The 24,568-nt window shown below is 72.3% G+C and carries 24 protein-coding genes; 11 read left to right on the top strand and 13 right to left on the bottom strand.

Annotated features, from left to right (window positions below; genetic code table 11):
* Window positions 1-84 precede the first annotated feature (84 nt).
* On the top strand, window positions 85-711 hold the full coding sequence (locus tag ACWEF6_RS03540; RefSeq protein WP_449681462.1) for a PaaI family thioesterase: 627 nt from the start codon (window positions 85-87) through the stop codon (window positions 709-711).
* Window positions 712-730: 19 nt separating this feature from the next.
* On the opposite strand, the gene ACWEF6_RS03545 is transcribed toward ACWEF6_RS03540, so the two are convergent.
* From ACWEF6_RS03545 to ACWEF6_RS03570, 6 genes are all read right to left on the bottom strand, one after another.
* A complete protein-coding gene (locus ACWEF6_RS03545) occupies window positions 731-1,624 on the bottom strand; it encodes an IS982 family transposase (RefSeq protein WP_449681463.1) in 894 nt (297 codons plus the stop codon).
* A gap of 62 nt (window positions 1,625-1,686) precedes the next feature.
* Window positions 1,687-2,445 (bottom strand): MHYT domain-containing protein, encoded by a 759-nt coding sequence (locus ACWEF6_RS03550; protein WP_449681485.1) that lies wholly within the window; start codon window positions 2,443-2,445, stop codon window positions 1,687-1,689.
* Window positions 2,446-2,463: 18 nt separating this feature from the next.
* Window positions 2,464-3,078, bottom strand: coding sequence for a GTP-binding protein (locus ACWEF6_RS03555; RefSeq protein WP_449681464.1), 615 nt, complete (start codon window positions 3,076-3,078; stop codon window positions 2,464-2,466).
* Window positions 3,059-3,436: a DUF742 domain-containing protein gene (locus ACWEF6_RS03560; RefSeq protein ID WP_086842601.1), complete on the bottom strand. Its 378-nt coding sequence runs from the start codon at window positions 3,434-3,436 to the stop codon at window positions 3,059-3,061. Before ACWEF6_RS03560 ends, ACWEF6_RS03555 begins: the two co-directional genes overlap by 20 nt.
* The gene (locus ACWEF6_RS03565) at window positions 3,433-3,867 is read right to left on the bottom strand and encodes a roadblock/LC7 domain-containing protein (protein WP_310967420.1); all 435 of its coding nucleotides are present in this window, start codon (window positions 3,865-3,867) and stop codon (window positions 3,433-3,435) included. The genes ACWEF6_RS03560 and ACWEF6_RS03565 overlap by 4 nt, the downstream gene beginning before the upstream one ends.
* Window positions 3,864-6,047, bottom strand: a complete 2,184-nt coding sequence (locus tag ACWEF6_RS03570) for a HAMP domain-containing sensor histidine kinase (protein ID WP_449681465.1) — start codon at window positions 6,045-6,047, stop codon at window positions 3,864-3,866. The genes ACWEF6_RS03565 and ACWEF6_RS03570 overlap by 4 nt, the downstream gene beginning before the upstream one ends.
* 373 nt (window positions 6,048-6,420) lie before the next feature.
* Between ACWEF6_RS03570 and ACWEF6_RS03575 the strand changes: the two genes are divergently transcribed.
* From ACWEF6_RS03575 to ACWEF6_RS03585, 3 genes are all read left to right on the top strand, one after another.
* On the top strand, window positions 6,421-7,380 hold the full coding sequence (locus ACWEF6_RS03575) for an ArsR/SmtB family transcription factor (RefSeq protein ID WP_449681466.1): 960 nt from the start codon (window positions 6,421-6,423) through the stop codon (window positions 7,378-7,380).
* A 393-nt stretch (window positions 7,381-7,773) separates the two neighbouring features.
* Window positions 7,774-8,043: a hypothetical protein gene (locus ACWEF6_RS03580; RefSeq protein WP_449681467.1), complete on the top strand. Its 270-nt coding sequence runs from the start codon at window positions 7,774-7,776 to the stop codon at window positions 8,041-8,043.
* Between the two features lie 37 nt (window positions 8,044-8,080).
* Window positions 8,081-8,548 (top strand): DUF4383 domain-containing protein, encoded by a 468-nt coding sequence (locus ACWEF6_RS03585; protein WP_449681468.1) that lies wholly within the window; start codon window positions 8,081-8,083, stop codon window positions 8,546-8,548.
* A gap of 2 nt (window positions 8,549-8,550) precedes the next feature.
* Here ACWEF6_RS03585 and ACWEF6_RS03590 read toward each other — a convergent pair whose 3' ends face one another.
* Complete coding sequence (locus ACWEF6_RS03590) at window positions 8,551-9,567, bottom strand: NAD-dependent epimerase/dehydratase family protein (protein WP_449681469.1); 1,017 nt, start codon at window positions 9,565-9,567, stop codon at window positions 8,551-8,553.
* 195 nt (window positions 9,568-9,762) lie between these two features.
* On the opposite strand from ACWEF6_RS03590, the gene ACWEF6_RS03595 reads away from it, so the two are divergent.
* Both ACWEF6_RS03595 and ACWEF6_RS03600 read left to right on the top strand, forming a co-directional pair.
* Window positions 9,763-11,358 carry an ABC-F family ATP-binding cassette domain-containing protein gene (locus tag ACWEF6_RS03595; RefSeq protein WP_449681470.1) on the top strand — a complete coding sequence of 532 codons (1,596 nt, stop codon included), beginning with the start codon at window positions 9,763-9,765 and terminating at the stop codon, window positions 11,356-11,358.
* 71 nt (window positions 11,359-11,429) lie between these two features.
* A complete protein-coding gene (locus tag ACWEF6_RS03600) occupies window positions 11,430-11,861 on the top strand; it encodes an organic hydroperoxide resistance protein (RefSeq protein ID WP_310967412.1) in 432 nt (143 codons plus the stop codon).
* A gap of 52 nt (window positions 11,862-11,913) precedes the next feature.
* On the opposite strand, the gene ACWEF6_RS03605 is transcribed toward ACWEF6_RS03600, so the two are convergent.
* Both ACWEF6_RS03605 and ACWEF6_RS03610 read right to left on the bottom strand, forming a co-directional pair.
* Window positions 11,914-12,942 carry an alpha/beta fold hydrolase gene (locus ACWEF6_RS03605; protein ID WP_449681471.1) on the bottom strand — a complete coding sequence of 343 codons (1,029 nt, stop codon included), beginning with the start codon at window positions 12,940-12,942 and terminating at the stop codon, window positions 11,914-11,916.
* Between the two features lie 93 nt (window positions 12,943-13,035).
* The gene (locus ACWEF6_RS03610) at window positions 13,036-15,741 is read right to left on the bottom strand and encodes an ATP-binding protein (protein ID WP_449681472.1); all 2,706 of its coding nucleotides are present in this window, start codon (window positions 15,739-15,741) and stop codon (window positions 13,036-13,038) included.
* Window positions 15,742-15,876: 135 nt separating this feature from the next.
* Between ACWEF6_RS03610 and ACWEF6_RS03615 the strand changes: the two genes are divergently transcribed.
* Complete coding sequence (locus tag ACWEF6_RS03615; protein ID WP_449681473.1) at window positions 15,877-17,379, top strand: tannase/feruloyl esterase family alpha/beta hydrolase; 1,503 nt, start codon at window positions 15,877-15,879, stop codon at window positions 17,377-17,379.
* 79 nt (window positions 17,380-17,458) lie between these two features.
* Complete coding sequence (locus ACWEF6_RS03620) at window positions 17,459-18,523, top strand: aldo/keto reductase (protein ID WP_449681474.1); 1,065 nt, start codon at window positions 17,459-17,461, stop codon at window positions 18,521-18,523.
* Window position 18,524: 1 nt separating this feature from the next.
* Here ACWEF6_RS03620 and ACWEF6_RS03625 read toward each other — a convergent pair whose 3' ends face one another.
* From ACWEF6_RS03625 to ACWEF6_RS03635, 3 genes are read right to left on the bottom strand one after another with little or no spacing between them, the layout of a single operon-like run.
* On the bottom strand, window positions 18,525-19,733 hold the full coding sequence (locus tag ACWEF6_RS03625) for an amidohydrolase family protein (protein ID WP_449681475.1): 1,209 nt from the start codon (window positions 19,731-19,733) through the stop codon (window positions 18,525-18,527).
* Window positions 19,730-20,152: a GAF domain-containing protein gene (locus tag ACWEF6_RS03630; protein ID WP_449681476.1), complete on the bottom strand. Its 423-nt coding sequence runs from the start codon at window positions 20,150-20,152 to the stop codon at window positions 19,730-19,732. The genes ACWEF6_RS03625 and ACWEF6_RS03630 overlap by 4 nt, the downstream gene beginning before the upstream one ends.
* Window positions 20,149-21,540 (bottom strand): MFS transporter, encoded by a 1,392-nt coding sequence (locus tag ACWEF6_RS03635; RefSeq protein ID WP_449681477.1) that lies wholly within the window; start codon window positions 21,538-21,540, stop codon window positions 20,149-20,151. Before ACWEF6_RS03635 ends, ACWEF6_RS03630 begins: the two co-directional genes overlap by 4 nt.
* Before the next feature lie 118 nt (window positions 21,541-21,658).
* On the opposite strand from ACWEF6_RS03635, the gene ACWEF6_RS03640 reads away from it, so the two are divergent.
* The gene (locus ACWEF6_RS03640; RefSeq protein ID WP_310968471.1) at window positions 21,659-22,528 is read left to right on the top strand and encodes a MurR/RpiR family transcriptional regulator; all 870 of its coding nucleotides are present in this window, start codon (window positions 21,659-21,661) and stop codon (window positions 22,526-22,528) included.
* Window positions 22,529-22,537: 9 nt separating this feature from the next.
* Window positions 22,538-23,275, top strand: coding sequence for an aspartate racemase/maleate isomerase family protein (locus tag ACWEF6_RS03645; RefSeq protein WP_449681478.1), 738 nt, complete (start codon window positions 22,538-22,540; stop codon window positions 23,273-23,275).
* On the opposite strand, the gene ACWEF6_RS03650 is transcribed toward ACWEF6_RS03645, so the two are convergent.
* Complete coding sequence (locus tag ACWEF6_RS03650) at window positions 23,229-23,954, bottom strand: ANTAR domain-containing response regulator (protein WP_310968470.1); 726 nt, start codon at window positions 23,952-23,954, stop codon at window positions 23,229-23,231. The genes ACWEF6_RS03645 and ACWEF6_RS03650 overlap by 47 nt on opposite strands.
* A 175-nt stretch (window positions 23,955-24,129) precedes the next feature.
* Here ACWEF6_RS03650 and ACWEF6_RS03655 point away from each other — a divergent pair, with 175 nt between their 5' ends.
* Entirely contained in the window at window positions 24,130-24,465 is a 336-nt protein-coding gene (locus tag ACWEF6_RS03655) for a DUF3140 domain-containing protein (RefSeq protein ID WP_449681479.1), read from the top strand.
* Window positions 24,466-24,568 lie beyond the last annotated feature (103 nt).

Genomic DNA, 24,568 nt, shown 5'->3' on the forward strand with positions numbered 1-24,568 from the left:
CACGGCAGCCGCGATCGCCGCCCACCATGCGACCCGCCTGCTAAGCTGAAACGTGTTCTAGTTCCAGGCCCCCCGGGGAGCGCGATGTCCGAAAACCCATTCCCGGTCGTCGACGGCGTACCCCCGGGGCGGGCCCTGCTCGGCGACCGGATCCGCGAGCTGATCGAGGCCTCCGTCTGCGTCCGCGACGACGAGGCCGATCTCGCCGCCGCCGCGCGTCGGGTCGAGGCCGTCACCGCTGCGCTGCGGGCCGCCGGTGGGGCGAACCCCCTCCTGCTCGCCGCCCTCGACGGTGGGGGTCACCTGAGCATCAACAACCCCCTCGAAGGGCCCGGGAATCCCCTGGCGCCGCCGCTTTCGTGGGTGCGCGTCGGACCGGAGTCGGTGTGCGCCGACGTTCTCCTCGGTGCCGCGCACGAAGGGCCTCCCGGGCGCGTGCACGGCGGGTGGGTCGCCGCCGTGCTGGATCACGTGCTCGGGCGGGCCACCGCCGCGGCCGGGTTCCCGGGGATGACGGCTTCCCTGACCGTCGACTACCACCACGGGACGCCGTACGCGGTTCCGCTCACCGTCGAAGGCCGGCTCGTCCGCCGGGACGGGCGCAAGCTGCACGCCACCGGCGAAGTCAAGGCCGGCGACCTCGTGTGCGCCTCGGCGAGGGCGATCCTCGTCCACTTCAGCGCCGACCGGTTCCCCGTGGCGAGGGCCTAGACGAGTGAGTCCTAAGTGATCAGTGGTCGTAGGCGATCAGTGATCGGGTGACAGGTTGGCCGGTGGCGCGGTTGTGCCAGATGGCGGCGGTCAGGGCGAGTACGCGTTGGGCTATGCGGGCGGTCACGCCGTCGATGGTGCGGCCGCCGTGCAGTTCGAGGTCGAGCTGGCCTTTGAGGGTGTCGTTGACCGATTCGATCAGCTGGCGGACGGGTTTGAGCAGGTGCTCGGCCGGGTGCGGGGTGCGGTTGCGGTAGTTGGGCCGCAGGAGCCGGACCCCGCGTTCGGCCAGGAACGCGTCCAGTTCGCGGGAGACGTAGCCCTTGTCCGCGATGATCAGCAGTCCGGGCCGGTCGGCCAGCACGGATGGGTCGTGATCCAGGATCGCCATCAGCACCTGACGTTCATCGAGTTTCGGGGTGGCCGGGGCCCAGGTGATCGGCAGCCCGGCGGGGGTGCAGATCAGGTGCAGGCGCAGGCCCCGGAAGAACCGTGAATGCGACGAGCAGTAGCCGTAGCCGGCCCAGCCGGCCAGCTCGGAGCGCTTGGCGGTCTCGCGGGAGCGGCCGCACTCGACCGGGGTGGAGTCCACGACCCAGGTCGTGTCGGTCCACAGGTCGGTGTCGAGGGCGAGCATGCGGATAACGCGTTTGAGCAGCGGGACAGCGGTGCGTAGTCGCTTGTTGTAGCCGGATTGCTGGGGCAGGTAGGGGAATGCGCCGGGCAGGTGGCGGGGCAGGAACCGCAGCCAGCGGGCCTCGGACCGGATGCCGAGCAAGGGCTGGGCCACGGCGAGGGTGATCAGTTCGGCGTCGGTCAGCCATGGTGGGCGTCCGGTCCGGGCAGGCCTGCCCAGATGGTCGTCGATCTTGACGTAGAGTGCGGTGAGAAGGGTGTTCAGGTCGGTCGTCACAAACTGATCTTGAACACCCTTCGCCCGTCTCCAGACACCACCCGGCCTTAGGACTTACTCGTCTAGGACGCGACCGTCGTGTGCCGGGGCGCCTCCGAGCTCGACGTCGCCATCAGCACCGCGCAGATCGGGACCGCCATCGCCAGCGCCGCCAGGACGAACACCGGGAACAGGAACGAGAACACCTCCGTGCCGGCCGGGTCGGGCGCGCCCGGGTCCAGGTGCAGGCGCACCGCCGCCATGCCCGTGTAGTGCATGCCCGTCACCGCCGCGCCCATCACCAGGCCCGCCGCCAGCCGGGGCAGGAGCTTGTCCAGCCCGACCGTGAACCACAGCGCCGCCGTGGCCGCGACGACCGCGATCACCACCGACAGCACCACCAGCGTCGGGTCGTAGCCGATCGAGCCCTTGACCTGCACGGCCCACATCCCCGTGTAGTGCATGACGGCCACCGCGAGCCCGGTCAGCAGGCCGCCGAGCAGCAGCCGCTTCCAGGCGAACCGGTTGCGGACGCCGAACACCAGCAGTCCGCAGAACACCGCCGCCACCGACAGGAGCGCCGACAGCGCCGTGCGCAGGATGTCGTAGCGCACCGGCAGGCCGGGCGTGGAGAACCCGAGCATCGCGATGAAGTGCATGACCCAGATGCCGACCCCGCCGATGGACACCGCCGCGAGCACCAGCCAGGTCAGCCGGGCCCGCGGGCTGTCGGTGGACCTCGCCTGCAGCGTGCAGGCGAGGCCGAGGGCGCAGCCCACCACCGAGGTCAGGTAGGCGAGCACGACGAGCCAGTTGCCCATCGCGAAGTCTTCGTGGTCCATGGGCATTTCCGGGCTCCTTCAAGCTTTCCGTGACTTGGGGGCGTGGTGTTCGGCGAGCGCGTGCTCGGCCGCGGCGATGAGGGTCTGCTTCGTCGACTCCGGTGACCGCGCGTCGCAGGTGACGACCTCCACCGCGGCCGGGATCTTGAGGGCCTCGCGCACCTGCTCGGGCCCGTGCTGGCGGGTGTCCTGGAACTGGTTGATCGCGACCAGGAACGGCAGGCCGCGCGATTCGAAGAAGTCGATCGACGCGAAGCAGTCCGCCAGCCGGCGCGTGTCGACCAGGACGATCGCCGCCACCGCGCCGCAGACGAGGTCGTCCCACATGAACCAGAACCGGTGCTGGCCGGGCGTGCCGAACACGTAGAGCACCAGGTCCTCGGCGAGGGTGAGCCGGCCGAAGTCCATCGCGACCGTGGTGGCGAACTTCCCCGGCACCGCTTCGGTCCGGTCGACGCCGACGGCCGCGGACGTCATGAGGGCTTCGGTCCGCAGCGGGTCGATTTCCGAGACGGCACCGACGAACGTCGTCTTGCCGGCCCCGAACCCGCCGGCCACGACGATCTTCGCCGAGGTGATCCGGCCCTTGGCGAGACCGTTCTTGGCAACACTTTCAGAGCGCACGTAGTCCACTGAGGACCCTTTCGAGCAGGTCGTTCCGTTCGTCCCAGGAGGCGTCCGCGGTGAGCGTGTCGCGGATCGACACCTGGCCGGCGATCAGCAGGTCGCCGATGAGCACCCTGGCCACGCCGAGCGGCACGCCCAGGTGGGCGCCGACCTCGGCCACCGACCGCTGGTGCAGGCAGAACTGCGTCACCACGGCCAGGGGGTTGGTCGGGCTGAAGGGCGCCGTCCGGCCCTCCGCGGTCGTTTCCACGAGGGCTTCCACCGCCAGGTCGACCGTCGGCCGGGTGCGGCCGGCGGTCCAGGCGTAGGGGCGGGCCAGCGACGCCGCGTGCCGCCCGCCCTCGCGTCGCCGGCCTTCGGTCACCGGGCCGCCCCCGGGGCGGCCGCGGGCCGAGCCGGGGTCTCGACCACCTTCCCGACCCGGTCCACCAGCAGCGTCATCTCGTAGCCCACCAGCCCGATGTCGCAGCCCGGGTTGGCCAGCACCACCAGGTTCGAGCCGTCGCCGACGTTCATCAGCAGCAGGAAGCCCTGCTCCATCTCGATCACCGACTGCACCACCCGGCCCGCGGTGAACAGGTCGGCGGTGCCGAGCGCGAGGCTGGAGAGGCCGGACGCGATCGCCGAAAGCTGGTCGGCGCGATCGCGTGGCAGGGTGTCGTTCGCCGCCACGAGCAGCCCGTCCGCCGAGACCAGCGCGGCGTGCGCGACGCCGGGCACCTCCTGCGTGAACGCCGAGACCAGCCAGTTCCGGGACCTCTCGGCCACTTCCGCTCCTTCCTGCCGGGTGCTCATCGCCGCTCCGCCTCGGGCTCGCCCGCGACCCGGTGCCGGGCCGCGCGCATGCCGCTGTAGTGCCGGGAAAGGTTGTTCCGCACCGCGGCCGGGTCGCGGAAGGACGGGTCCGCCTGCTGCGGCGCGCGCGGGGTGACCGAGCCCGGCGCGAGCTGGGCACCGGGCGTCCGGGCCGGCAGCCCCGAGTCGGTGAACTCGGCGTCGTCGAGGGTGCCGACCGCGGCTTCCGCGGCCTGGCGGACCTGGTCGGCCGGGGTCGCCCAGGCGCCGGGCGCCGCCGGGGTGCTTTCGGCGAACCAGTGCGACAGCATCTGGTCGAAGATCGGCGTCGGCGGGTCGGCCACCGGCGGCGGTTCTTCGGCGGGCCACCGCGGTTCGAGTTCGTGCCGGGCAGTGCCGTTGAGCGAGCCGTTGAGGGAGCCGTTGACTGCCGCGGGCAGCTCGGGCGGGAGGGCCCGCGGCGGCAGGTCGACCAGAATCAGTACGCCCGGGACGTGCACGCTGGCGGTGATGCCGGCGCTGGCCGTCCGGGTGGTCGTGGGCCGCAGCCGGACGGTGATCCCGTGCGAGGCGGCCAGCCTGCTCACCACGAACAGGCCCATCCGGCGGGTGGTCTCCGGGCTGACCGCGGCCCCGGCGGCCAGCCGGGCGTTCGCCGCTTCGAGGTCCTCGCGGGTCATGCCGAGCCCGACGTCGACCACCTCGATCAGCAGGCCGCCGTCGAAGCCCCGGTCGGCGGTGAGCACGACCTGCTCCTCCGGCGGCGACGACCGGATGGCGTTCTCCAGCAGCTCGGCGAGGATGTGCACGACGTCCGCCGCGGCCTCGGACTGCACCGACCCGCGCGGCGCGTTGCCGAGGGAGACGCGCTGGTAGTCCTTGACCTCCGACGTCGCGGCCCGCAGCAGCTCGACCGTCGCGACCGGGCCGACGTCGCGGCGCACCGGCTTGCCACCCGCCAGGACCTGCAGGTTTTCGCCGTTGCGCCGCAGCCGGGTGGCGATGTGGTCGATCTGGAACAGCTCGGCCAGCCGCTGCGGGTCCTGCTCGTCGGCTTCGAGGTCCTCGATCACCGACAGCTGCAGCTCCACCAGCGACTGGCTGCGCCGGGACAGCGTCATGAACATCTCGCTGACCTGGATCCGCATCTCGGCCTGTTCGCCGACGGCCAGGCGCACCGCCTGCCGGTGCATGTCGTCGAAGGCCCGCGCGAGCTGCCCGATCTCCTCCTCGGAGTCGACCGGGATCGGCGCGGTCGTCCGCCAGTCGACGTCCTCGCCGTCGCGGATGCGTTCGATGGTGCCGGGCAGGCGGCGCTGCGCGGTGTCGAGCGCGGCGGCGTGCAGCCGCCGGATCGGGGCGACCACCGACCGGGCCACGGCGAGGGCGATGGCGAGGGCGCCGAGCAGCGAGGCGAGCACCAGCGCGGCGTCGCGCAGGGCGTCGGACCGGGCGGTGTTGGTCTGCGCGCCGACCGCGTCCGAAAGCGTTTTCACCTGCTCGGCGAGGATGGTGCCGAGCATCGCGCGCTTCGCCTCGGCGCCGCCGGCCCCGGGACTGGTCGCCGCGGCGAACCGGGCGGCCGCGGCCCCGGCGGGCAGCGCGCGCCGGATCTGTCCGGTGAGGACGGTTTCTTCGGCCGCGGCGCGTGCGGCGGCCGCCACCGAAGTGCCGTCGGGCCGCCCGGCCAGCGCCTGTTGATCGGCGAGACTGGTCCTCAGCTGCACCAATGATTCGGCGCCGGCCGCGGCCGCGTCGAGATCACCATTCCCCGCCTGCTCCGCGATTCCGCCGATCACCTCGCTGAGCGAGACGCCGAAGTCGTGGTAAGCCGCGGTTTTCGCGGCCGGCGAACCGGTCTGCTGCCGCAGGTCGGCCAATTTCCCCAGCTGATCTTCCAATGATCGCGACAACTCCGGGTTGAGCTGGGAAAATGATGCGTCGTGGCGCACGACGGCGGCTTTCTCGTCGACCGCGGCGGTCTGGGCGGCCCCGCCGTCGTGGATCATCTCCTCGTCGACGAGGCCGGCGAGTTCGGAAATGCCTTGCACGACCGGCATTTGATCGCGGACGGCGCTGAGCCCGCCGGCCCGGGCGAGTTCGGCCTGCACCCGGCCGCCCGCCAGCAGCAGGGCGACCAGGACGGGCAGCAACAGCACCACGGAGATCTTGGTGCGCAACCGCCAGCTGCCCGGATTCCAGGAGGCGACGGAACGACGGGACGAGGGTTCGTCTTCTTTCATCGGTGGCGTGGCTCGATTCGTACCGGTGGCCCGAGAACGATTTCCGGTTCCTTTTCCGCGGAATTCAGCCGACGACGTAACTCCGGTGGACGCGGTGTTGTCAAGGAATGCCGTTCGTTTCCCCCGTACGCACCAATCACACAGCGTGAACTGCCACTACGCGACTTTTTACCCTTGCGGAGAGTGAAGAAGGCTCGCCAGACCGTGTGGAATTCCGGCCCGGGTGCGTGAATTTCCGGCGGCCGCGCGACCTCCGTCGGGAGTCCCGGCACTGCCCGTTACCCTCGGCCGGGAAAGGAGGCCGGCGTCGATGTTGAAGATTCACTTCACGGAAGCGGACCTGGCGAAGATCACCATCGCCGAGGACGCCGACCCGATGTGGGAGCTGCTGATGAGCAGCTACCGCATCCGGCGGCCGGAGGGTGAGCCGTTCTTCGGCCGCTGGCGGCGGGGCTCGCGGTCGGCGGTCCCGCAGTCCGGCCGGCTGCTGATGTCCGCGGTCCCGCCGTACGGGTACTGCCCGGACTTCCTCACCCCGGCGGGCACCCGCACGATCGGCGACGGGATCGCGGCGGTGCTCGAGACGCCGGCGCCGGTGCTGGCCACCGACGTCGCCGAACTGGTGGCGCAGGGCACCCACGTCCCGGCCTGGCTCCGCCGGGTGGGCGACGGCGAGGCGGGCGAGCTCCGCCGCCTGGGCGCGGCGTTGCACGACTATTACCGCCAGTGCGTGGCCCCGGACTGGGCCACGGTCCGCCGCTCGGTGGCCCGCGACCGCCACCGCCTCCAGGCGAACCTGGACCGCGGTGGGCCGCAGCTGCTGCTGTCGACGTTGCACCCGGAGGTGACGTGGTCCCCGCCGGTGTTGCGGGTGCGCTTCCCGATCGACCAGGAACTGCACCTCAACGGCCGCGGGCTCAGGTTGATCCCGGCCTTCTTCGCCCACGGCATGCCGACGACGTACAAGGACCCGGTGCTCCCCCCGGCGCTGGTGTATTCGATCAGCCACCCGAGGTTCGACAGCGACGCGGAGCCGGGCCCCTCCCTGGCGGCGCTGCTGGGCCAGACGCGCGCGAGGGTGCTGGTGACGATCGCGACGACCCGCTGCAACACGAGCGAGCTGGCGGACCTGACGGGCATCTCCCCGGCGACGGCGAGCCAGCACGCATCGGTCCTGCGGGCGAGCGGGCTGATCAGCAGCAACCGGTCGGGGAAGTCGCAGATCCACGAGATCACCCCGCTGGGCCTGGGAATCATCCGGGCGAGCTGACGTCCGGCCCAAACGCACCCAATGTGGCGTTGGGTGCGTCCCACGCACCCAATGTGGCGTTGGGCGCATCCCACGCACCCAACGCCACACTCGCTGCGTCCCACGCACCCAACGCCACATTCGCTGCGTCCCACGCACCCAACGCCACATTGGGGCGCTCGAACCCGGGCGTCGCGGCACTGGGCGTCGCGGCACTGGCCGGCCGTGCCGCTCGGTTGTGGTGCCGGGTGGGGCGGGGTCGTGTTAGCCTGTCGCCGTGCTGCGTCCGATGTTGCTTCCGCGACTCGTAACCCGGCGCGCCGGCTGAACCCAGGTTGCCGGCGTGCTGAGTCGGCGATCGCTTCTTTCCGGGACCTGGCCCCGATCTCGTTCCTTCCACACAGGAGATCCGCCATGTCCACTTCCTTCGCCGTTCCCGCGCCCCGGTCCGCCATGCTGCTGCGCCGGCGCATCGCCACCTACTTCGTCGGCGGGGCCGATGAGGTCCCCGCTCTGGTCGGCGCGCTCGGCGGGCGGCCCGTTCACGAACTGGCCGTCGACGTCAAGGACGGCGTCCGCGAAAGCAGCATGGTCTGCGCCGTCCTGCTGGCCGCCGAGGAGACCGGTCCCCTCCTGGACCGGCTGCGTGCGCTGCCGTCCGTTGTCTCGGCCGAGCTCGCCTGAGGCGTTTGCCGGAGTCGGCGCCGGGTAGCCCGGCGCCATGACGGACGTCAAAACCCGGCGGAGCACCGCCCGGACCGCCGCCCTGCTGTTCGGCCTCGCGTTCCTGCTCGTGGGCGTCCTGGGGTTCGTCCCCGGGATCACCGCGGACTACGACGCCCTGAAGTTCGCCGGGCACGAGTCGGGCGCCCAGCTGTTCGGCGTGTTCACCGTGTCGGTGCTGCACAACCTCGTCCACCTGCTGTTCGGCGTGCTCGGCGTCCTCGCCGCGCGCGCCGACGGCAGTTCGCGCGCGTTCCTGATGATCGGCGGCGGGATCTACGTCCTGCTGTGGGTGTTCGGCCTCGCCATGGACCACGACAGCCCGGCCAACTTCCTGCCGATCGACAACGCCGACGACTGGCTGCACCTCGGCCTGGGCGTGGCGATGATCGCCGCCGGCATCGCGACCGCGGCCGCCGACCGGGCGCGCGGCCAGTACCCCGAACCGGACAAGCAGGGCCACTGAACTCAGGGCTTCCGGCCGACGCCCGTCGCGATCTCGTGCAGCCGGTGCCGGTCCGGGGCCAGCGGGGCCGTCTCCGCGCCCGCGCCCTCCCGCAGTCCCGTCAGGAAATCCTGCAGCGTGGCCGCGGCGTCCCGGCCCGGCTGCCAGTCCAATTCGGACTCCGCGCGGGTCGTGCTCATCACCGGCAGCCGCATGACCGCGTCGAACAAGCCCGGTGACGCCGGGATCGCGTGCACCCGCCAGGCCGCCTCCACCGCGGCCCGCACCGCCGCCGCCGGCATCGGGATAGTGCGCGCGCCCAGGAGGTCCGCCGCGAACCGCGGGTCCACGACCGGGCCCGTCGCGATGTTGAACGCCCCGCGCACCGGCCGCGTCACCGCGCGGCGGACCGCGTCGGCCAGGTCGTCGGTGTGCACGATCTGGAACCGCAGCCCGCGGATGTCCGGCACCACCGGCAGCAGCCGCACCAGCGAGCCCGGCACGAACGGTCCCGCGAACAGCCGGCGCTGCTCGGTCGCGGCACTGCGCTGGAAGACGAACCCCGGCCGCATCCGGACGACGTCCAACTTCGGGTGCCGGCCCTCGAACGCGTCCAGATACCGCTCCAGATAAGCCTTTTCCCGGGTGTACGCGGCCCCGGGCCAGCCGTGCGTCGGCCAGTCTTCGGTCACCGGCTCGTCGTCCGTCCGCGGCGAGTACGCCCCGATCGACGACGTGTAGACGATCTTGGGCACGCCCGCCGCGACCGCCGCCTCGAACACCCGCATCGAGCCGAGGACGTTCGCGCGCCACGTCCGTTCCGGACGCCGGGTGGGCTGGAACAGCCACGCCAGGTGCACCACCGCGTCGGCGCCGCGCAGGTGCGGCACGAGGTCGTCGCGTTCGACGTCGGCCGTGACGACGCCCTCCGCCGGGCGCCGGGCCAGCCCGGCGATGGTTTCGACCTGCGGGTCCGCGCCCAACGCGCGCACGACCCCGGTCCCTATGTTGCCGGTCGCTCCGGTCACCACGATGCGCATCGGGGCCGGTTACCCGGGGTCCGCGCGGACAACCCTGCTATCTTCGCAGGGGAAGATCCTTTCGTGAGGAGACCAGTCGTGGCAGGTGACGTCGACATCTCCGGGTAGCCCCGGAGTCCGCAGGCCCCCGGCACCGCCGGTGCGGGCCGCCGTCGACGTCCCCTTTTCCGCTTTCACGCCATCGAGGTCTTCGCCATGTCCGAAATCGTGCTGTCCGGCCTGTCCTTCTCCTGGCCGGACGACACCCCCGTCTTCGACCGCCTGTCCGCCACCTTCCCGAGCGGCCGCACCGGTCTCGTCGCCCCGAACGGCTCCGGCAAGACGACGCTGCTCAAGCTCGTCGCCGGCGTCCTGCAGCCCGCCGCCGGCAGCGTCACCGCCGACGGCGTGCTCGGCTACCTCCCGCAGGACCTGCCGCTGAGCGGAGAGCCGTCCGTCGCCGAAATCCTCGGCGTGGCCCCGGTTCTGCGCGCCATCGCCGCCGTCGAATCCGGGGACGTCGCCGAGGAGCACTTCACCACCATCGGCACCGACTGGGACCTCGAGGAACGCACCCGCGCCCAGCTCGACCGGCTCGGCCTCGCCGACCTCGCGCTCGAACGCACCCTGAGCACGCTCAGCGGCGGCCAAATCGTTTCACTGGGCCTCGCCGCGCAACTGCTGAAACGCCCGGACGTGCTGCTGCTCGACGAGCCCACCAACAACCTGGACGCCGAGGCGCGCCACAAGCTCCGCGCCGTGCTCGACGACTGGTCCGGCTGCCTGCTCGTGGTCAGCCACGACCGCGCGCTGCTCGACCGGATGGACCGGATCGCCGAGCTGCACGGCGGCGAAATCCGGTTCCACGGCGGCAACTTCACCGCCTACGAAGAGGCCGTCAAAGCCGCGCGCGAGGTCGCCGAGAAGAACATCCGCACCGCCGAGCAGGAGGTCAAGCGCGAGAAGCGGGAGATGCAGCAGGCCCGCGAGCGCGCCGCCCGTCGCGCCAGCACGGCGTCGCGCAACCTGGGCAACGCCGGACTGCCGAAGATCTTCGCCGGCACGATGAAGCGCAACGCGCAGGAGTCGGCGGCCAAGGCGGACGGCACGCACGCCGCCCGCGTCGGCGCCGCGAAGGCCAAGCTCGACCAGGCCGAACGCGAACTGCGCCCCGAGCAGAAGCTCAGCCTGCAGCTGCCGCAGACCGAGGTCCCGGCCGGGCGGACGCTCTTCCTCGGCGAGGGCCTGCGCGTGCGCGGGCTCTTCGGCGACGGCGTCGACCTGGCGATCCGCGGCCCCGAGCGGATCGCGCTCACCGGCCCCAACGGCGCCGGGAAGTCGACGCTGCTGCGGCTGGTCCACGGCGATCTCGAGCCCGACGGCGGCACCCTCACCCGCGCCGACGGCCGGATCGCCTTCCTCTCGCAGCGCCTGGACCTGCTGGACGACGACCGCAGCGTCGCCGAGAACCTGGCGGCGGCCGCCCCGGCGCTGCCGGCCGACCGGCGGATGAACCTGCTGGCCCGCTTCCTGTTCCGCGGTTCCCGGGTGCACCTGCCGGTCGGTGTGTTGTCCGGCGGGGAACGGCTGCGCGCCACGCTCGCCTGCGTCCTGTTCGCCGAACCGGCACCGCAGCTGCTGTTGCTGGACGAGCCGACGAACAACCTCGACCTGGTCGGCACCGAGCAGCTGGAGAGCGCGCTGACGGCGTTCCGCGGCGCGTTCGTCGTCGTCAGCCACGACGAACGCTTCCTCGCCGAGATCGGGATCGACCGGTGGCTGCGGCTGGAGAACGGTGACGTACACGGGTGACGTCGGGCGACGGTCGCCGCGGGCTCTCCGGGATTTCTAGCGTGGTGAAGTCACCCGCTGAAAGGAACACGATGTCCGAAGTGACCTACACCGCCGTCGCCACGTCCACCGCGGAGGGCCGCAACGGCGGCCGCGCGACCTCCGACGACGGCGCGCTCGACGTCACCCTCGCCGTGCCCAAGGCTTTCGGCGGCGCGGGCGACGGGACCAACCCGGAGCAGCTGTTCGCGGCGGGCTGGGCGTCCTGCTTCGTCGGGGCCGTGCGCCGGGTCGCGGGCGCGAAGAAGGTGCCGCTGAACGACCTCGCCGTGGTCGCCGAAGTGACCCTGCACCACGACACCGAGGCCGGCGAGTTCCGGCTCAGCGCGGTGCTGCACCTGGAGGCGACGGGCATCGACCAGGCCACGGCCGACGAGCTCGTCCAGGGCGCGCACCAGGTGTGCCCGTACTCGAAGGCCACGCGCGGCAACATCGAGGTCACCCTCGACGCGACGGTCGCCTGACGCCGTCGTGAGTGGTAAGGCGGGTTAGAACCCGCCTTACCACTCACGAGGCTCACAGGTGGGTGGCGTCGATGACGGCCTGGGCGAACGGGCGCGGTGCTTCCTGCGGCACGTTGTGGCCGATGCCGTCGAAGACGCGGTGTTCGTACTTGCCGGTGAACTTGGCGCGGTAGGCCTTGCCGTCCTTGGCCGCGCCGTCGAAGTCGCTGCCGATCGTGATCGCCGGGACGCCGATGGTCGCTCCCGCGTTCAGCTTCTGTTCGTACGCCTCGTACTGCGGCTCGCCCGGCGCCAAGCTCAGGCGCCAGCGGTAGTTGTGGATGACGATGGCGACGTGGTCCGGGTTGTCGAACGCCGCCGCGCTGCGGTCGTACGTCGCGTCGTCGAAGTGCCAGGCCGGCGACGCCGTCTTCCAGATCAGCTTGTTGAAGTCGTGGCGGTTGGCCGCGTAGCCCGCGCGGCCGCGTTCGGTCGCGAAGTAGTACTGGTACCACCAGCCGAGCTCGGCGGCCGGGGCCAGCGGCTTCTGGTTCGCCGCCAGGTTCGTCACGATGTACCCGCTCACCGCGACGATCGCCGTGCAGCGTTCCGGCCACAGCGCGGCGATGATGTCGACGGTCCGGCCACCCCAGTCGTAGCCGCCGAAGACGGCCTTGTCGATCTTCAGCGCGTCCAGCAGGGCGATGACGTCGAGCGCCACGGCCGTCTGCTGGCCGTTGCGGACCGTCGCCGCCGATTTGAACGCCGTCGGGCCGTAGCCGCGCAGGTAGGGGACGATCACCCGGTAACCCGCGCCGGCCAGGATCGGGGCGACGTCGACGTAGCTGTACGGGTCGTACGGCCAGCCGTGCAGCAGCACCACCGGCTGCCCGCCGGCCGGGCCGAACTCGTGGTAGGCCATCGTGACCAGGCCGGCGTCGGCCTGTTTGACCGGCCCGAGCGAGGTGTGCTCCCCGGACCCGGCCCGCAGGTCGGGGGCCGGCGCGGGGGCGGCCGCGGGAGGGCCCGACGAGCAGGCCGCCAAGGACGTCGCCGCGAGCCCGGCCGCGAACACGTGCCCGAACCTTCTCCTGCTGATCATCTGCTGCTCCTGCGCGAAAGACTGTGGGACTTTCACGACGTTAGGAGCCGTTTGGTGACCTTCGCGCCCGTCAGGTGACGCAGCCGGTGTACGTCATCCTTCGAGGGTCTTCAGCATCCCGGCGAGGTCGGCGCGCGAGCTGACGCCCAGCTTGGGGAAGATCCGGTGCAGGTGGGTGCCGACGGTCCGGTGCGAAAGGTACAGCCGCTGCCCGATCTCCCGGTTCGTCAGCCCCTCGGCGGCCAGCTGCGCGATGCTCAGCTCGTGCGGGGTGAGCTTGTCCCGGGCGTCCGGCCCGCGGTTCGGGCTCGACTCGCCCGCGCTGCGCAGCTCGCGGCGGGCCCGGTCGGCCCAGGCCGCCATGCCGAGCGCGTCGAACGTCTTGCGGGCGGTGCGCAGGTGCGTCCGCGATTCGACGACCCGCCGCTGCCGCCGCAGCCACTCGCCGTACGCCAGGTGGACGCGGCCGCGTTCGGCGGGCCAGCCGGCCGAGTCGAGGGCCTTGGCGAACCGCTCGTCGCTCGGGTCGAGCACGGCCCGGGCGTACCGGAGGCCGATGTGCAGCGCGGGTGACGGCGTGTCCAGGCACTCGAGTCCGGCCACGACCTCCCGCAGCTCGCCGGTCCGGCCCGCCCGCACCGCGGCTTCGGTGAGTTCCGCGACGCAATACGTGCGCAACGCCAGCTGGTAGGCGGGGTCGGCGGGGTCGAGCAACCGGCGCAGGTCGGCGAAGGCGTCCTCGAACCGGCCTTCGCTCAGGCCGGCCAGGCCGCGCGTGAGCTGCACGGTGGCCAGCACCGGCCGGGCGCCGGCCGCGAGCCCGGCGCGTTCGGCCTCGTCGGCGAGGGCCTTCGCTTGCTTGTGCTCGCCGCGCAGGGCGGCGATCTCGGCCTGGACCGCGGTGGCGAGACCGGCCATGAACGGCTGGCCGGTCTCGCGCGCGAACCGGACCGCTTCCGCGGCGGCGGGCACGGCACCGGCCAGATCGCCGAGCCGGACCCGGCTCCACGCCAGCACGGCCAGCGCCCGCGGCAGCAGCCCGAGCCGCCCCTGCGCCCGCAGCCCGGGCGCCGCGGCGGCGGAGAACCGGGCGGCGAGGTCGAAGGCACCGACCTGCAGTGCGGCACTGCCGAGGTACCGGTCCACTTCGGGGTCGGCGCCGGTCTTGGCGACCAGCTCCCGGAGGTGCCCGAGGACGGCCGCGCCGCGTTCGAAGGGAGCGACATAGGCGGTGACGGCGACGATCCGCGGGTCGCCGTCCGGGATCGGCAGCCGATCGGCGACGTCCAGGAGGGCCTTCCGCGCCTTCGGACCGGGTTCGGTCCAGAAGCAGCGCATGGCGGCGCTCCAGAGGATCCGCATGGCGGCGTCGTGGTGGCCGTCTTCGGCGACGGACGCGGCGGTCCGGGCGAGTTCGGCGACGCGGGCGGGGTCTTCGCGGACGCCGTCTTCGAACTCACTGAGCAACCGGCCGGCGGTGGCCCGGCGCCGGGGATCGGCCGGGTTGGCCGCGTGGACCAGGCGTTCGGCGGTCTCCCGCCGCCCGGACTCGACGGCCAGTTCGGCGGCCAGCAGCAGCCGGTCGGTCCTGGCCCCGGCGTCGGGACTGAGCCGGGCCGCCTGTTCGAGGGCGGCGATGGCGGCCGCGGCACCACCGCGGAAGCGGGCGCGCTCGGCGGTGCGTTCGAGTTCGCCGGCCACGGTCTCGTCCGGCCCGGCGGTGGCGGCGGCTTGGTGCCAGGCACGCCGATCGGGCTGGTCGCGGAGGGCTTCGACGAGGGCGAGGTGCGCGTTGCGGCGGTCGAGCGGGGTGGCCGAGGCCGGGATGGCGGACCGCATGAGGGGGTGCCGGAAGGTGACGGCCCCCGCGGACAGCTCGACCAGCCGCGCTTCGACGGCGGGGGCGAGGACCGCGGGATCGGCGGCGCGCTCGGTCGCGGTACCCGTCCCGAGCAGGGCGTCCGTCGCCGCCAGGGTCTCTGCCAACGATGTCGTCTCGTTGAGCGCCGCCACCAGCAGGGCCGTCCGGGTCGCCGCGGGCAGCGCCGCCACCCGGGCCGTGAACGTCCGCTCCAGCCGTTCGGTCAGGGGCAGCACCGGGTCCACGCCGTCCAGCGAGGCCACCGCCGCGGGCAGCTCCGTCAGCGCCAGCGGTAACCCCGCCGCCTCGGCGAGCAGCCGTGTCCGGACGGCCGGCGCCAACCGCGGCGCCACCGAATCCAGCACCTCCGCCGCCGCGTCCGCCGGCAACCTCTCCAGCACCATCGACGTCAGCCCCGCCGACAGCAGCGGGGACTCGGCGCCGTCCCGCAGGGTCGCCACCAGGACGATCGGCTCGGTCTCGATCCGCCGCGCCACGAACGCCAGGACGTCCGCGCTGGCCCGGTCCAGCCAGTGCACGTCCTCCGCCACCAGCAGCAACGGCTTGGCCGCCGCCTCCTCGGCCAGGAGCGTCAGCACCGCCAGCCCGACCAGATACGCGCTCGGCTCCGCCCCCGAAGCCAGCCCCAGCGCCGTCCGCAGGGCGTCCCGCTGCGGCGCGGGCAGCTCCGCCACCCCGGCCCGGACCGGGTGCAGCAGCTGGTGCAGCCCGGCGTAGGCCAGGTTCTGCTCGGCCTCGGCCCCGGTCGTCCGCAGCACCCGCAACCCCGCCACCGAGGCCGCCGCGGCCGTCGAAGCCACCAGCGCGGACTTCCCGATGCCCGCCTCGCCGCGGATCAGGACGCCGCCGCGGTCCTCCGGGCCGTCGACGAGCTCGCCCAGCTCCTTCAGCTCGGTGTCCCGCCCGGTCAGCGCCATGGAAACGACCTTACCCAACACTGTTTCCGCAGCTCACGGCCGAGTGACGTACAGCGGCAGCGTCATCCGACGGGCGCCGGGCCGCCCCGCCGGCACCTAGCGTTCCCCCGCAATGACCAGCGACCGGAGAGACCGATGAAACGCCTCCTTCTCGCTGCCGCCGTGCCGCTCCTGCTGACCACCGTCACGCAGCCGGCCGCCTCGGCAGCAACCCCCGCCCCCTGCGCCGCCGTCTCGGTGCCCGCCCCGCCGGGCGCCGGGATCGAGTCGGTGCAGGCCACGCCCCAGGCGTCGTACTGCCTGATCACCGTCACGCTCACCCACACCGGCAAGGACCACGTCAAGGTCGCCGTGGCCCTGCCGGACACCGGGTGGAACGGCCGGCTCCAAGCCCTCGGCGGCAGTGCCTACGCCGCCGGCAATTTCGACGCGCTCCCCCAGGCGGCCCAGGCCGGCTACGCCGCCGTCACCACCGACGCGGGCGTGTCCCTGGACGGCCTCGACACGTCCTGGGCGCTGAACGGCGGCCGGGTCGACCAGACGCTCCTGACCAACTTCGCCACCCGATCGGTGCACGAAGAGGCCGTCATCGGCAAGGCCGTCACGCAGCGGTACTACCAGCGGCCGATCTCGTACGCGTACTGGACCGGCTGCTCGACCGGTGGCCGCCAGGGCTACTCCGAGGCCCAGTCCTATCCGAAGGACTTCGACGGGATCCTGGCCAACGCCCCCGCCGTCGACTGGACGCAGTTCGCGGTCGCCACCCTCTGGCCGCAGGTCGTGATGAACCAGAGCCACGACTTCCCGAGCCCCTGCGTGCTTTCCGCGTTCCGCACGGCCGCCGTCCAGGCGTGCGACGCGAAGGACGGCGTGACCAACGGCATCGTCGACCGGCCGGACGAGTGCGGCTACGACCCGCGTCGCCTCGTCGGGACGAAGGTGGTCTGCGATGGCCACGAGGTCACCGTCACGGCCGCGGACGCCGAGGTCGTGCGCAAGATCTGGGCGGGCCCGACCGACGAGCGCGGCCGCAAGCTGTGGGCCGGGCTGCCGAAGGGCGCGGACTTCACCTGGCTCGCCGGCACCCAGCCGGGTCCCGACGGCACGCTGACCGCGCCGGGCTTCCCGGTGGCCGTCAAGTGGGTGCAGTCGTTCCTGGAGAAGCAGGCCGATTTCGACACCTCGAAGCTGACCTACGCGCAGTTCGCGGCCCTGTTCCGCCAGTCGGTGCGTGAGTACGACGACGTCATCGGCACGTCCGACCCCGATCTCTCGGCGTTCCGCCGCGCCGGCGGCAAGCTGATCACGTTCGTCGGCGCGAACGACCAGCTCATCCCGCCGGGCGGCACGCTGTCCTACCGCGCGGAGGTGGAACGGACGATGGGTGGCCCGCAGCGGGTCAACGACTTCTACCGGCTGTTCCTCGCGCCGGGTGTCGAGCACTGCTTCGGCGGTGGCGGCCCGGAGCCGACGAACGCGCTCGGGCAGCTGGTCGACTGGGTCGAGCACGGGACGGCGCCGGCCACGCTGACGGCGGCGTCCGCGGACGGCAAGACCCGCGACCTGTGCCCGCTCCCGCGGGTTTCCCGCTACACCGGCGGGGACCCGGCCACGGCGTCGAGCTACCGCTGCCGCTGAGCTCCGGTCCGCGAGCGCCCTCCCCCGGCGCTCGCGGACTGGACTTGCGGGTCCAGAAATGGCTCGGCACGCTGAGGTCATGGCACTCGATCAGTACTACCTCCTCGGGCGGTCCGGGCTGCGCGTCAGCCGGCTCGCCCTCGGCACGATGAACTTCGGCACCGGCGGTTTCCACGCCGCCTACGGCAAAACCGAGGACGAAGCCCGCCCCGTCTTCCGCAAGTACCTCGACGAGGGCGGCAACTTCGTCGACACGGCGGACTTCTACACCGCGGGCGAGAGCGAGACGATCCTCGGCAAGCTCATCGCCGAAACGCACTCCCGCGACCGGGTCGTGCTCACCACCAAGTACACCAACAGCGTCGACCCGGCCGATCCCAACGCCGGCGGCAACGGCCGCAAGCACCTGATCCGCGCCCTCGAGGCGTCGCTGCGCCGGCTGGGCACCGACTACGTCGACGTCTTCCTGCTGCACACCTGGGACCGCATCACCCCGGTCGAGGAGGTGGTGCGCACGCTCGACGACCTCGTCCGCGCGGGCAAGATCCGCTACCCCGGCCTGTCCGACGTCCCGAGCTGGTACGCGGCACGGGCGCAGTCGCTGACCGAGGCGCACTCGCTGGCGCCGATGATCAACCTGCAGCTGCCGTATTCGCTGGTCGAGCGGCAGATCGAGACCGAGCACGTCCCGATGGCCCAGCACCTCGGCCTCGGGGTCACGGCGTGGAGCCCGCTGGCCGGCGGCGTCCTCACCGGCAAGTACCGCGACGGCGGCACCGGACGGCTCAGCGACGGTCCTTCGGGGACGGACCGCACGCCGCAGGTGCTGGAACCCCTCGGGAAGATCGCCGCCGAGCTGGGGGTGACGATGGCCCAGGTGGCGATCAACTGGGTGGCCACCCAGCCGGGCATCGCGGCGGCGATCGTCGGCGCGAGCAGCGCCGGCCAGCTCGGCACGAGCATGGCGGCGCTGGACTTCGAGATCCCGGCCGAGCTGCGCACGCTGCTCGACGAGGCGAGCGCGGTCCCGCCGGCGTCGGTCTACCGGATGTTCACCCCGGAGTACCAGAACTGGATCGTCAGTCCGGGGCTGAAGATCGGCGACAAGCCGGCGGGGTACGCGCCCGCGGTGCGGAACTGGTAGCTCAGCCGGACACCACCGCGCCGCCCTGGATGACGTGGCGGAACTTCTCCGGCTCGGCCAGCACCCCGATGTCGGACAGGGGGTCGCCGTCGACGACCAGGAGGTCCGCGTGGGCCCCCAGGGCCAGGGTCCCGATCTCGCCGGTGAGGTTCAGCAGCTCCGCCGCCGTCGACGTGGCCGAGCGGAGGATTTCCAGCGGTGACTGGACTTCGGCGCGCAGGCGGAACTCGTGGTTCTGGTGGCGGTGCATGCCGCCGAGCAGGTCCGTGCCGTAGACCAGTTTGACGCCGCCGCGGGACGCCCGCTCCAGGGCCGCCAAGCCGGCGCCGAGGACCTCGTCGACCTTGCGCCAGCTGGCTTCCGGGAGCCCGTGCTCGCGGCCTTCCTCCTTCAGGGCCCAGTACGTCACCAGGGTCGGGACGAGGAAGGCGTCGTGCTCGAGGAAGAGCTCGACACTGCGGTCGTCGAGGAGGTTGCCGTGCTCGATGGACCGGACGCCCAGTTCGAGGGCCCGGTTCACAGCACGAGCGGTGTACGCGTGCGCGGCGACGTACCGGTTGGCCGCCTCGGCTTCCTCGACGATCGCGCGCAATTCCCCGGCCGAATACTGCGTCGAGTCGATGCGGTCGGTCGGGGACGCGACGCCGCCCGACGCCATCACCTTGATGTGGTGGGCGCCCTTGCGAAGCTCGTCGCGGGCCGCGGCGCGGACGGCGTCCTCGCCGTCGGCCACCCGGCCGAGCCCGGCGCAGCACGGGTGGTCGTCCTGCACCTGCGTACCGCGGGTGCGGCTGTCGCCGTGACCGCCGGTCTGGCTCAGCGCGCGCCCGCAGAACAGCAGCCGCGGGCCGCGGAACAGACCCTCCGCCTGGGCGTCGGCGAGGCCGAAGTCGGCGCCCGAGGCGTCGCGGACGGTGGTGAACCCGCGGTCGAGCATCCGGCTCATCGTCCGGGCGGCGTGCGCGGCCACGTAGTTCGGTGACGACGACGACAGCGAGCCCAGGTCCGCGGTCGACGCCGTGACGTGCACGTGCGCGTCGACCAGCCCGGGCAGCACGACCGCGCCGCGCAGGTCCAGCGCGGGGACGTCGGGCGCGGTCAGGCCGGGTCCGACCTCGGCGATCCGGCCGTCGGCGCACCGGAGGTCGCCTTCGGTGTACTCGCCGGAGAGCGGGTCGAGCAGTCGGGCGTTGCGCAGCAGCAGGGTCACTGTTCCTCCTTGAGCGCCGGCACGGCGAGCGGGGCGAGGGATCGGGCCACCTGGACCGAATCCTCGTCGTAGGCGCCTTCCGCGTCGAGGATGTTGAGCACGCCGAGGGTCCGGTCGCCGTCGACCACCGGGACGTTGATGATCGAGCCGCAGCCGAGGGACTCGATCAGCTCGTGGTCGGCGAAGATCTCCCGCACCGCCGCCTTGTCCGGGCCGAAGTAGGGCTCTTGCGCGGTGATGCAGCGGTCGAGCCAGCCCGCCGCGACCTCGACCGTCTTCTCGCCGCCGACGGGGTACTCCGCCGGGTGGCTGCTGTGCACGCGGCGCAGCGCCCGGCGGTCCGGGATCCAGGCGAGCACGGTGAACAGCCGCACGCCGAGCTCGGCGCGCACCCGTTCCTCCACAGTGGACAGACTCACTTCGTCATCTCCTTCGCGGCCGCCACCGGGGCGCCGTGTTCGGTCAGTTCCTCCAGCGAGCGGCCCGCGGTGGACAGGCCGAAGACGAGCACGCAGAGCACCCCGGCCGCCAGCACCGCCGTCGTCAGGCCGAAGACGCCGGCGAAGCCGAGGCTCGCCGCGGACAGGCCGATGATCGTCGGCGCCAGGATGCTGCCGACCCGGCCGAACGCGCTGGACAGGCCGGTGCCGCTGGCGCGGATCCAGGTCGGGAACACCTCGGGCGTGTAGGAGTACACCCCGGCGTAGGTGCCGTTGAGGAAGAAGGACAGCACCGCACCGGCGAGCGTGATCGACCACGGCGCGCTGGTCTGGCTCAGCCAGAACGCGCTCACCGCCGAGCCGGCCAGGTAGAGGGCGATGGTGTGCTTGCGGTCGAGCCGTTCGGACAGCCACGCGGCGGAGAAGTACCCGGGCACCTGGGCCAGGTAGATGATGATCGAGAACTCGAAGCTCTTCGTCACCGTGATGCCGCGTTCCACCAGCAGCGTGGGGATCCACGAGAAGAAGCCGTAGTAGGAGAACGTGATCACGAACCAGACGGTCCAGATCACCGCCGTCCGGCGCCGCATGGCGGGGCTCCACAGGAACTTCAGCGCGCTGAGGAGGTTGACCTTCGGCGTCTCGGTCGCGGGGGCGGCGTCGGCCGGCGGCACCGGCGGGAGGGTGGTGCCGGTGGCCTTCTCGACGCCCCGCTCGATCTTGGCGACGACGTCCTCGGCCTCGGCGGCCCGGCCGTGGGCGAGCAGGAAGCGCGGCGATTCGGGCAGGGACCGGCGCCACCACAGCAGCATGACGATCGGCAGCGCGGTGACCAGCTGCGCGACCCGCCAGCCTTCGTCGAAGGACGGCACGACGAACCGCCCGATCAGCGCGGCCGCGACGAAGCCGAAGGAGAAGAACCCGGCGAGCGCGCCGACGAACCAGCCGCGCCGCTTGGCCGGGACGAACTCGGACAGGAAGGGCGCGATGATCGCGCTTTCGGCGCCCGCGCCCGCCCCCGCGAGCACGCGGGCGCCGAGGAAGACCTCGTAGTTCGGGGAGAAGGACGCGATGACGGAGAACAGCGCGTAGAAGGCCAGCGCGTACATCATGACCTTCTTGCGGCCGATGCGGTCGCCGAGCAGGCCGGCCGCGATCGCGCCGAAGAGGAAGCCGAACGGCGTCGCGGAGCCGATCAGGCCGAGCTGGCCGTTGTCGAGGTGCCACGCGGCTTTGGCGCTGGGCAGCAGGAAGGCGACGACCGCCGAGTCCATGCCGTCGAAGGTGTAGCCGAGGCCGCCGATGAGCAGCAGTTTGTAGTGGGGACGGCTCAGCGGGAGCCGGTCCAGCCGGGTCAGCAGCGTCATGGGGAACGCCTTCCGTCGGGGAGTGCCGACAACATAGACTGCATTTCGTCAAAACTGCAACGTTCTTTGCAAAACTGGGTGCGTTACGGTGCACCCGACAGCAGGGGAGGGCGCCGAAGTGGCGGAGACCGACGACGGTTTCGAGGCGTGGCTGCGCGACCGGCTGCCCGAGCGGGGGCTGCGCCCGAAGTCGGCCGCGGTGCTGGAAGTGCTGGTCTCGCAGCCGCGCCGGGCGTCGTTCGGCTCGACGGCCGAGCTGGCGCAGCTGGCCGGCGTCAACGTCGCGACGGTGACGCGCACGGCCCAGGCGCTGGGCTTCGCGGGCTGGCCGGCGCTGCAGCAGGAGCTGCGGGCGCGGTACATGTCGTCGCTGAGCGCGCCGCAGGTCGCGGAGGAGCACCGCGACGTCGGCTCACCGGGGTCGGCGTCCCTCCGGCGTGACCTCGACAGCCTCGCGCTGCTGAACCGCCGGTTCGACGAGCCGCTGCTGCGGACGGTCGCGGGAGCGATGGCGGCGGCCCGCCGAACACTGGTGATCGCGGACGGGAGCTACGCGGCGGTCGGCATCGCAATGGCCCACAACGCGAGGTTGGCGGGCTACGACGTCCACGCGATCACGGCGGGCGACGCGGAACTGGCCAATCAGACGGCCAAGCTGACCGCGGACGACGTCCTGGTGGCGATCAGTTTCTGGCGCTTGTACGAGAGCACGGTCCTGGCGGCGAACGAGGCCCGCGACCGCGGCGCCCGCGTCTTCGCGATCACGGACGCGGCGAGCCCGGCCCTGGCGGGAGCGGCGGAGCAGGTGCTGATGGTGCCGGCGGAGGGCGTGACGTTCTTCCCCTCGTTGACGGCGGGGATGGCCCTGGCCCAGGCGATCGTGGCCCAGCTGGCGGCGGTCGACCCGGCGCGGACGAGCGCGTCGATCGAAGCGGCCGAGGCGATGTGGTCCCGCTTCGACCTCTTGCACCGGCGCCCGTCCGGGTAACCGGAGACCATGCGCATCGGCCTGCTCTACCCCACCCGCGACTGCGGCGAGGACGACTTCGCCGCCCTCTGCCGCCGGCTCGACCCCGCTCCCGATCTCGACTTCGCCTATGTCGAATGGGATCCCGATGCGGCCGGCCAGACCGCCGCCGTGCGGGCGCTCGGCACGCCCGGCCGTCTCGTCGCCGCCGCCGACCGGCTCGACACCACTCCGGACGTCGTCAGCTGGGCGTGCTCCAGCTGCAGTTTCACCCACGGTCTCGACGGGGCCCGCGACCAGGCGCGAGCCCTGACCGATCACCTCGGCGTCCCGGCGAGCAGCACTTCACTGGCCTACCTCGCCGCCCTCGAGCGGCTGGACGTCGAGCGTGTTGCGCTCGCCTCCGTCTACCACCCGGACCTGACCGCGCTCTTCGCCGCCTTCCTCGCCGAGGCCGGCGTGAGCACCGTGCACGCCGTCTCGGCCGATGCGGGCTCCGATCGCGCTCTCGCCGCCTGGGACGCGCCGCGGATCACCGAACTCGCCGTGGCGGCCGACCACGAAGACGCCGCTGCCGTGCTCGTCCCCGAGACCGCCCTGCACACCACGCCCCTGCTCGCCGAGCTGGAGGAACGGCTCGAGAAGCCCGTGCTCACCGCGACCGCGGTCACCGTGTGGGACGCGCTCGGCGGCACGGCGCAGAGCGGCCTGGGGACCTTGTTCAGGGCCGGGCCGGGCCGCCGTCCGCCGAGCTCATTCGCTTCGTGAAGCGGGCCGCGACGTCGCGGAGCTTGATGTTCGTGTGCTGGGACTCCACGATCAGGCGGTGCATCGCCGCGTCCTCGTTGACCCGGTGGATCAGCATCAGCATGCCCTTGGCCTGCTCGATCACCGCGCGGGTCTCCATCGCGTTGCGAAGCTCGTCGGCCAGCCCGCGCGCCTCCCGGTACCGGCGCGTCAGGCGCAGCACCGTCTCCACGCACAACGTGAACAGCCGCAGCACCTTCGTGTCGAACTCGTGGTAGCCGTGGGTCTCGAAGCCGAACAGCGTGATCGCGCCCACCAGCGTGTCGTCCACCCGCAGCGGGACCGCCAGGTAGCTGCCCACGCCGAGTTCCTTGGCCGCCGCCACGAATTCGGGCCATTGCTCACCCGTCTCCGCGACCGCCACCCGGACCACTTCACCCGTCAGGGCCGCGAGCAGGCCCGGACCGTCGCCCGCCGCGTATTGGACGTCGTCGATGCGCCGGGCTCGCTCGTCCGTGAAGGCCGCCGTCTGGGTCACGCCGTCGCGGACGACCATGATGCTGGCCAGGTCCGCGTCCGGGACCACCCGGACCGCCTCGCCGCAGACCGCGTCGAGCAGCCCCGGCGTGTCGGACATCGATTCGAGGACCCCGACGAGATCGGCCAGCACCGCGTTCAGCTCGTCGACCCGTGCCGCCATGCCGTCGCCAGTGGTCGGCAAGGCCCACCCCTCCCATGCGTCAAGCGGCGAGCACGGGATCGAGCTCGCCAGCAGCGTCAACAGAGACCACCGCTGGCGTTTCAACGGGTCCGAACGAATTCTACCGGCCACGGGACCGCGGTTTGACGTAGGCCGCGCCGGGTAGCCGCCGAAGATGGACAATCCGGCAGTCGACGACGACCTGTGGGCGGAGTTCCACCGGGTGGTGAACATGACCTCGCGCGAGCTGGAGGACTGGCTGCGCACCCGCGACGCGGGCCCGGAGACCGAACCGCTCCCCGACGAGGCGGGCCCGCCGACGGGCAACGAGGTGCTGGCCATCCTGCGCAAGCGCAAGTCCGACGTGGACGCCCACGACGCCGACGTGATGCGCCGGGTCGTCGACCGGGTGCACGCGCAGCGCCGCGACGACCTGGAGCCGACCGCGGGCGAGGCCCACTGGCGCCACCGCCTGATGTCGCTCGGCCACGACCCGCTCAAACCCGCCTGACCAAAGCGCCCCAATGTGGCGTTGGGTGCCCGCGGTCGGGGTCAGCGCCATCCCGATGCCGGCGTTCTTCGCGACGGCGTTGACGATGTCGCTCACCGCGTTG

The sequence above is a fragment of the Amycolatopsis sp. NPDC004772 genome (assembly GCF_053601215.1).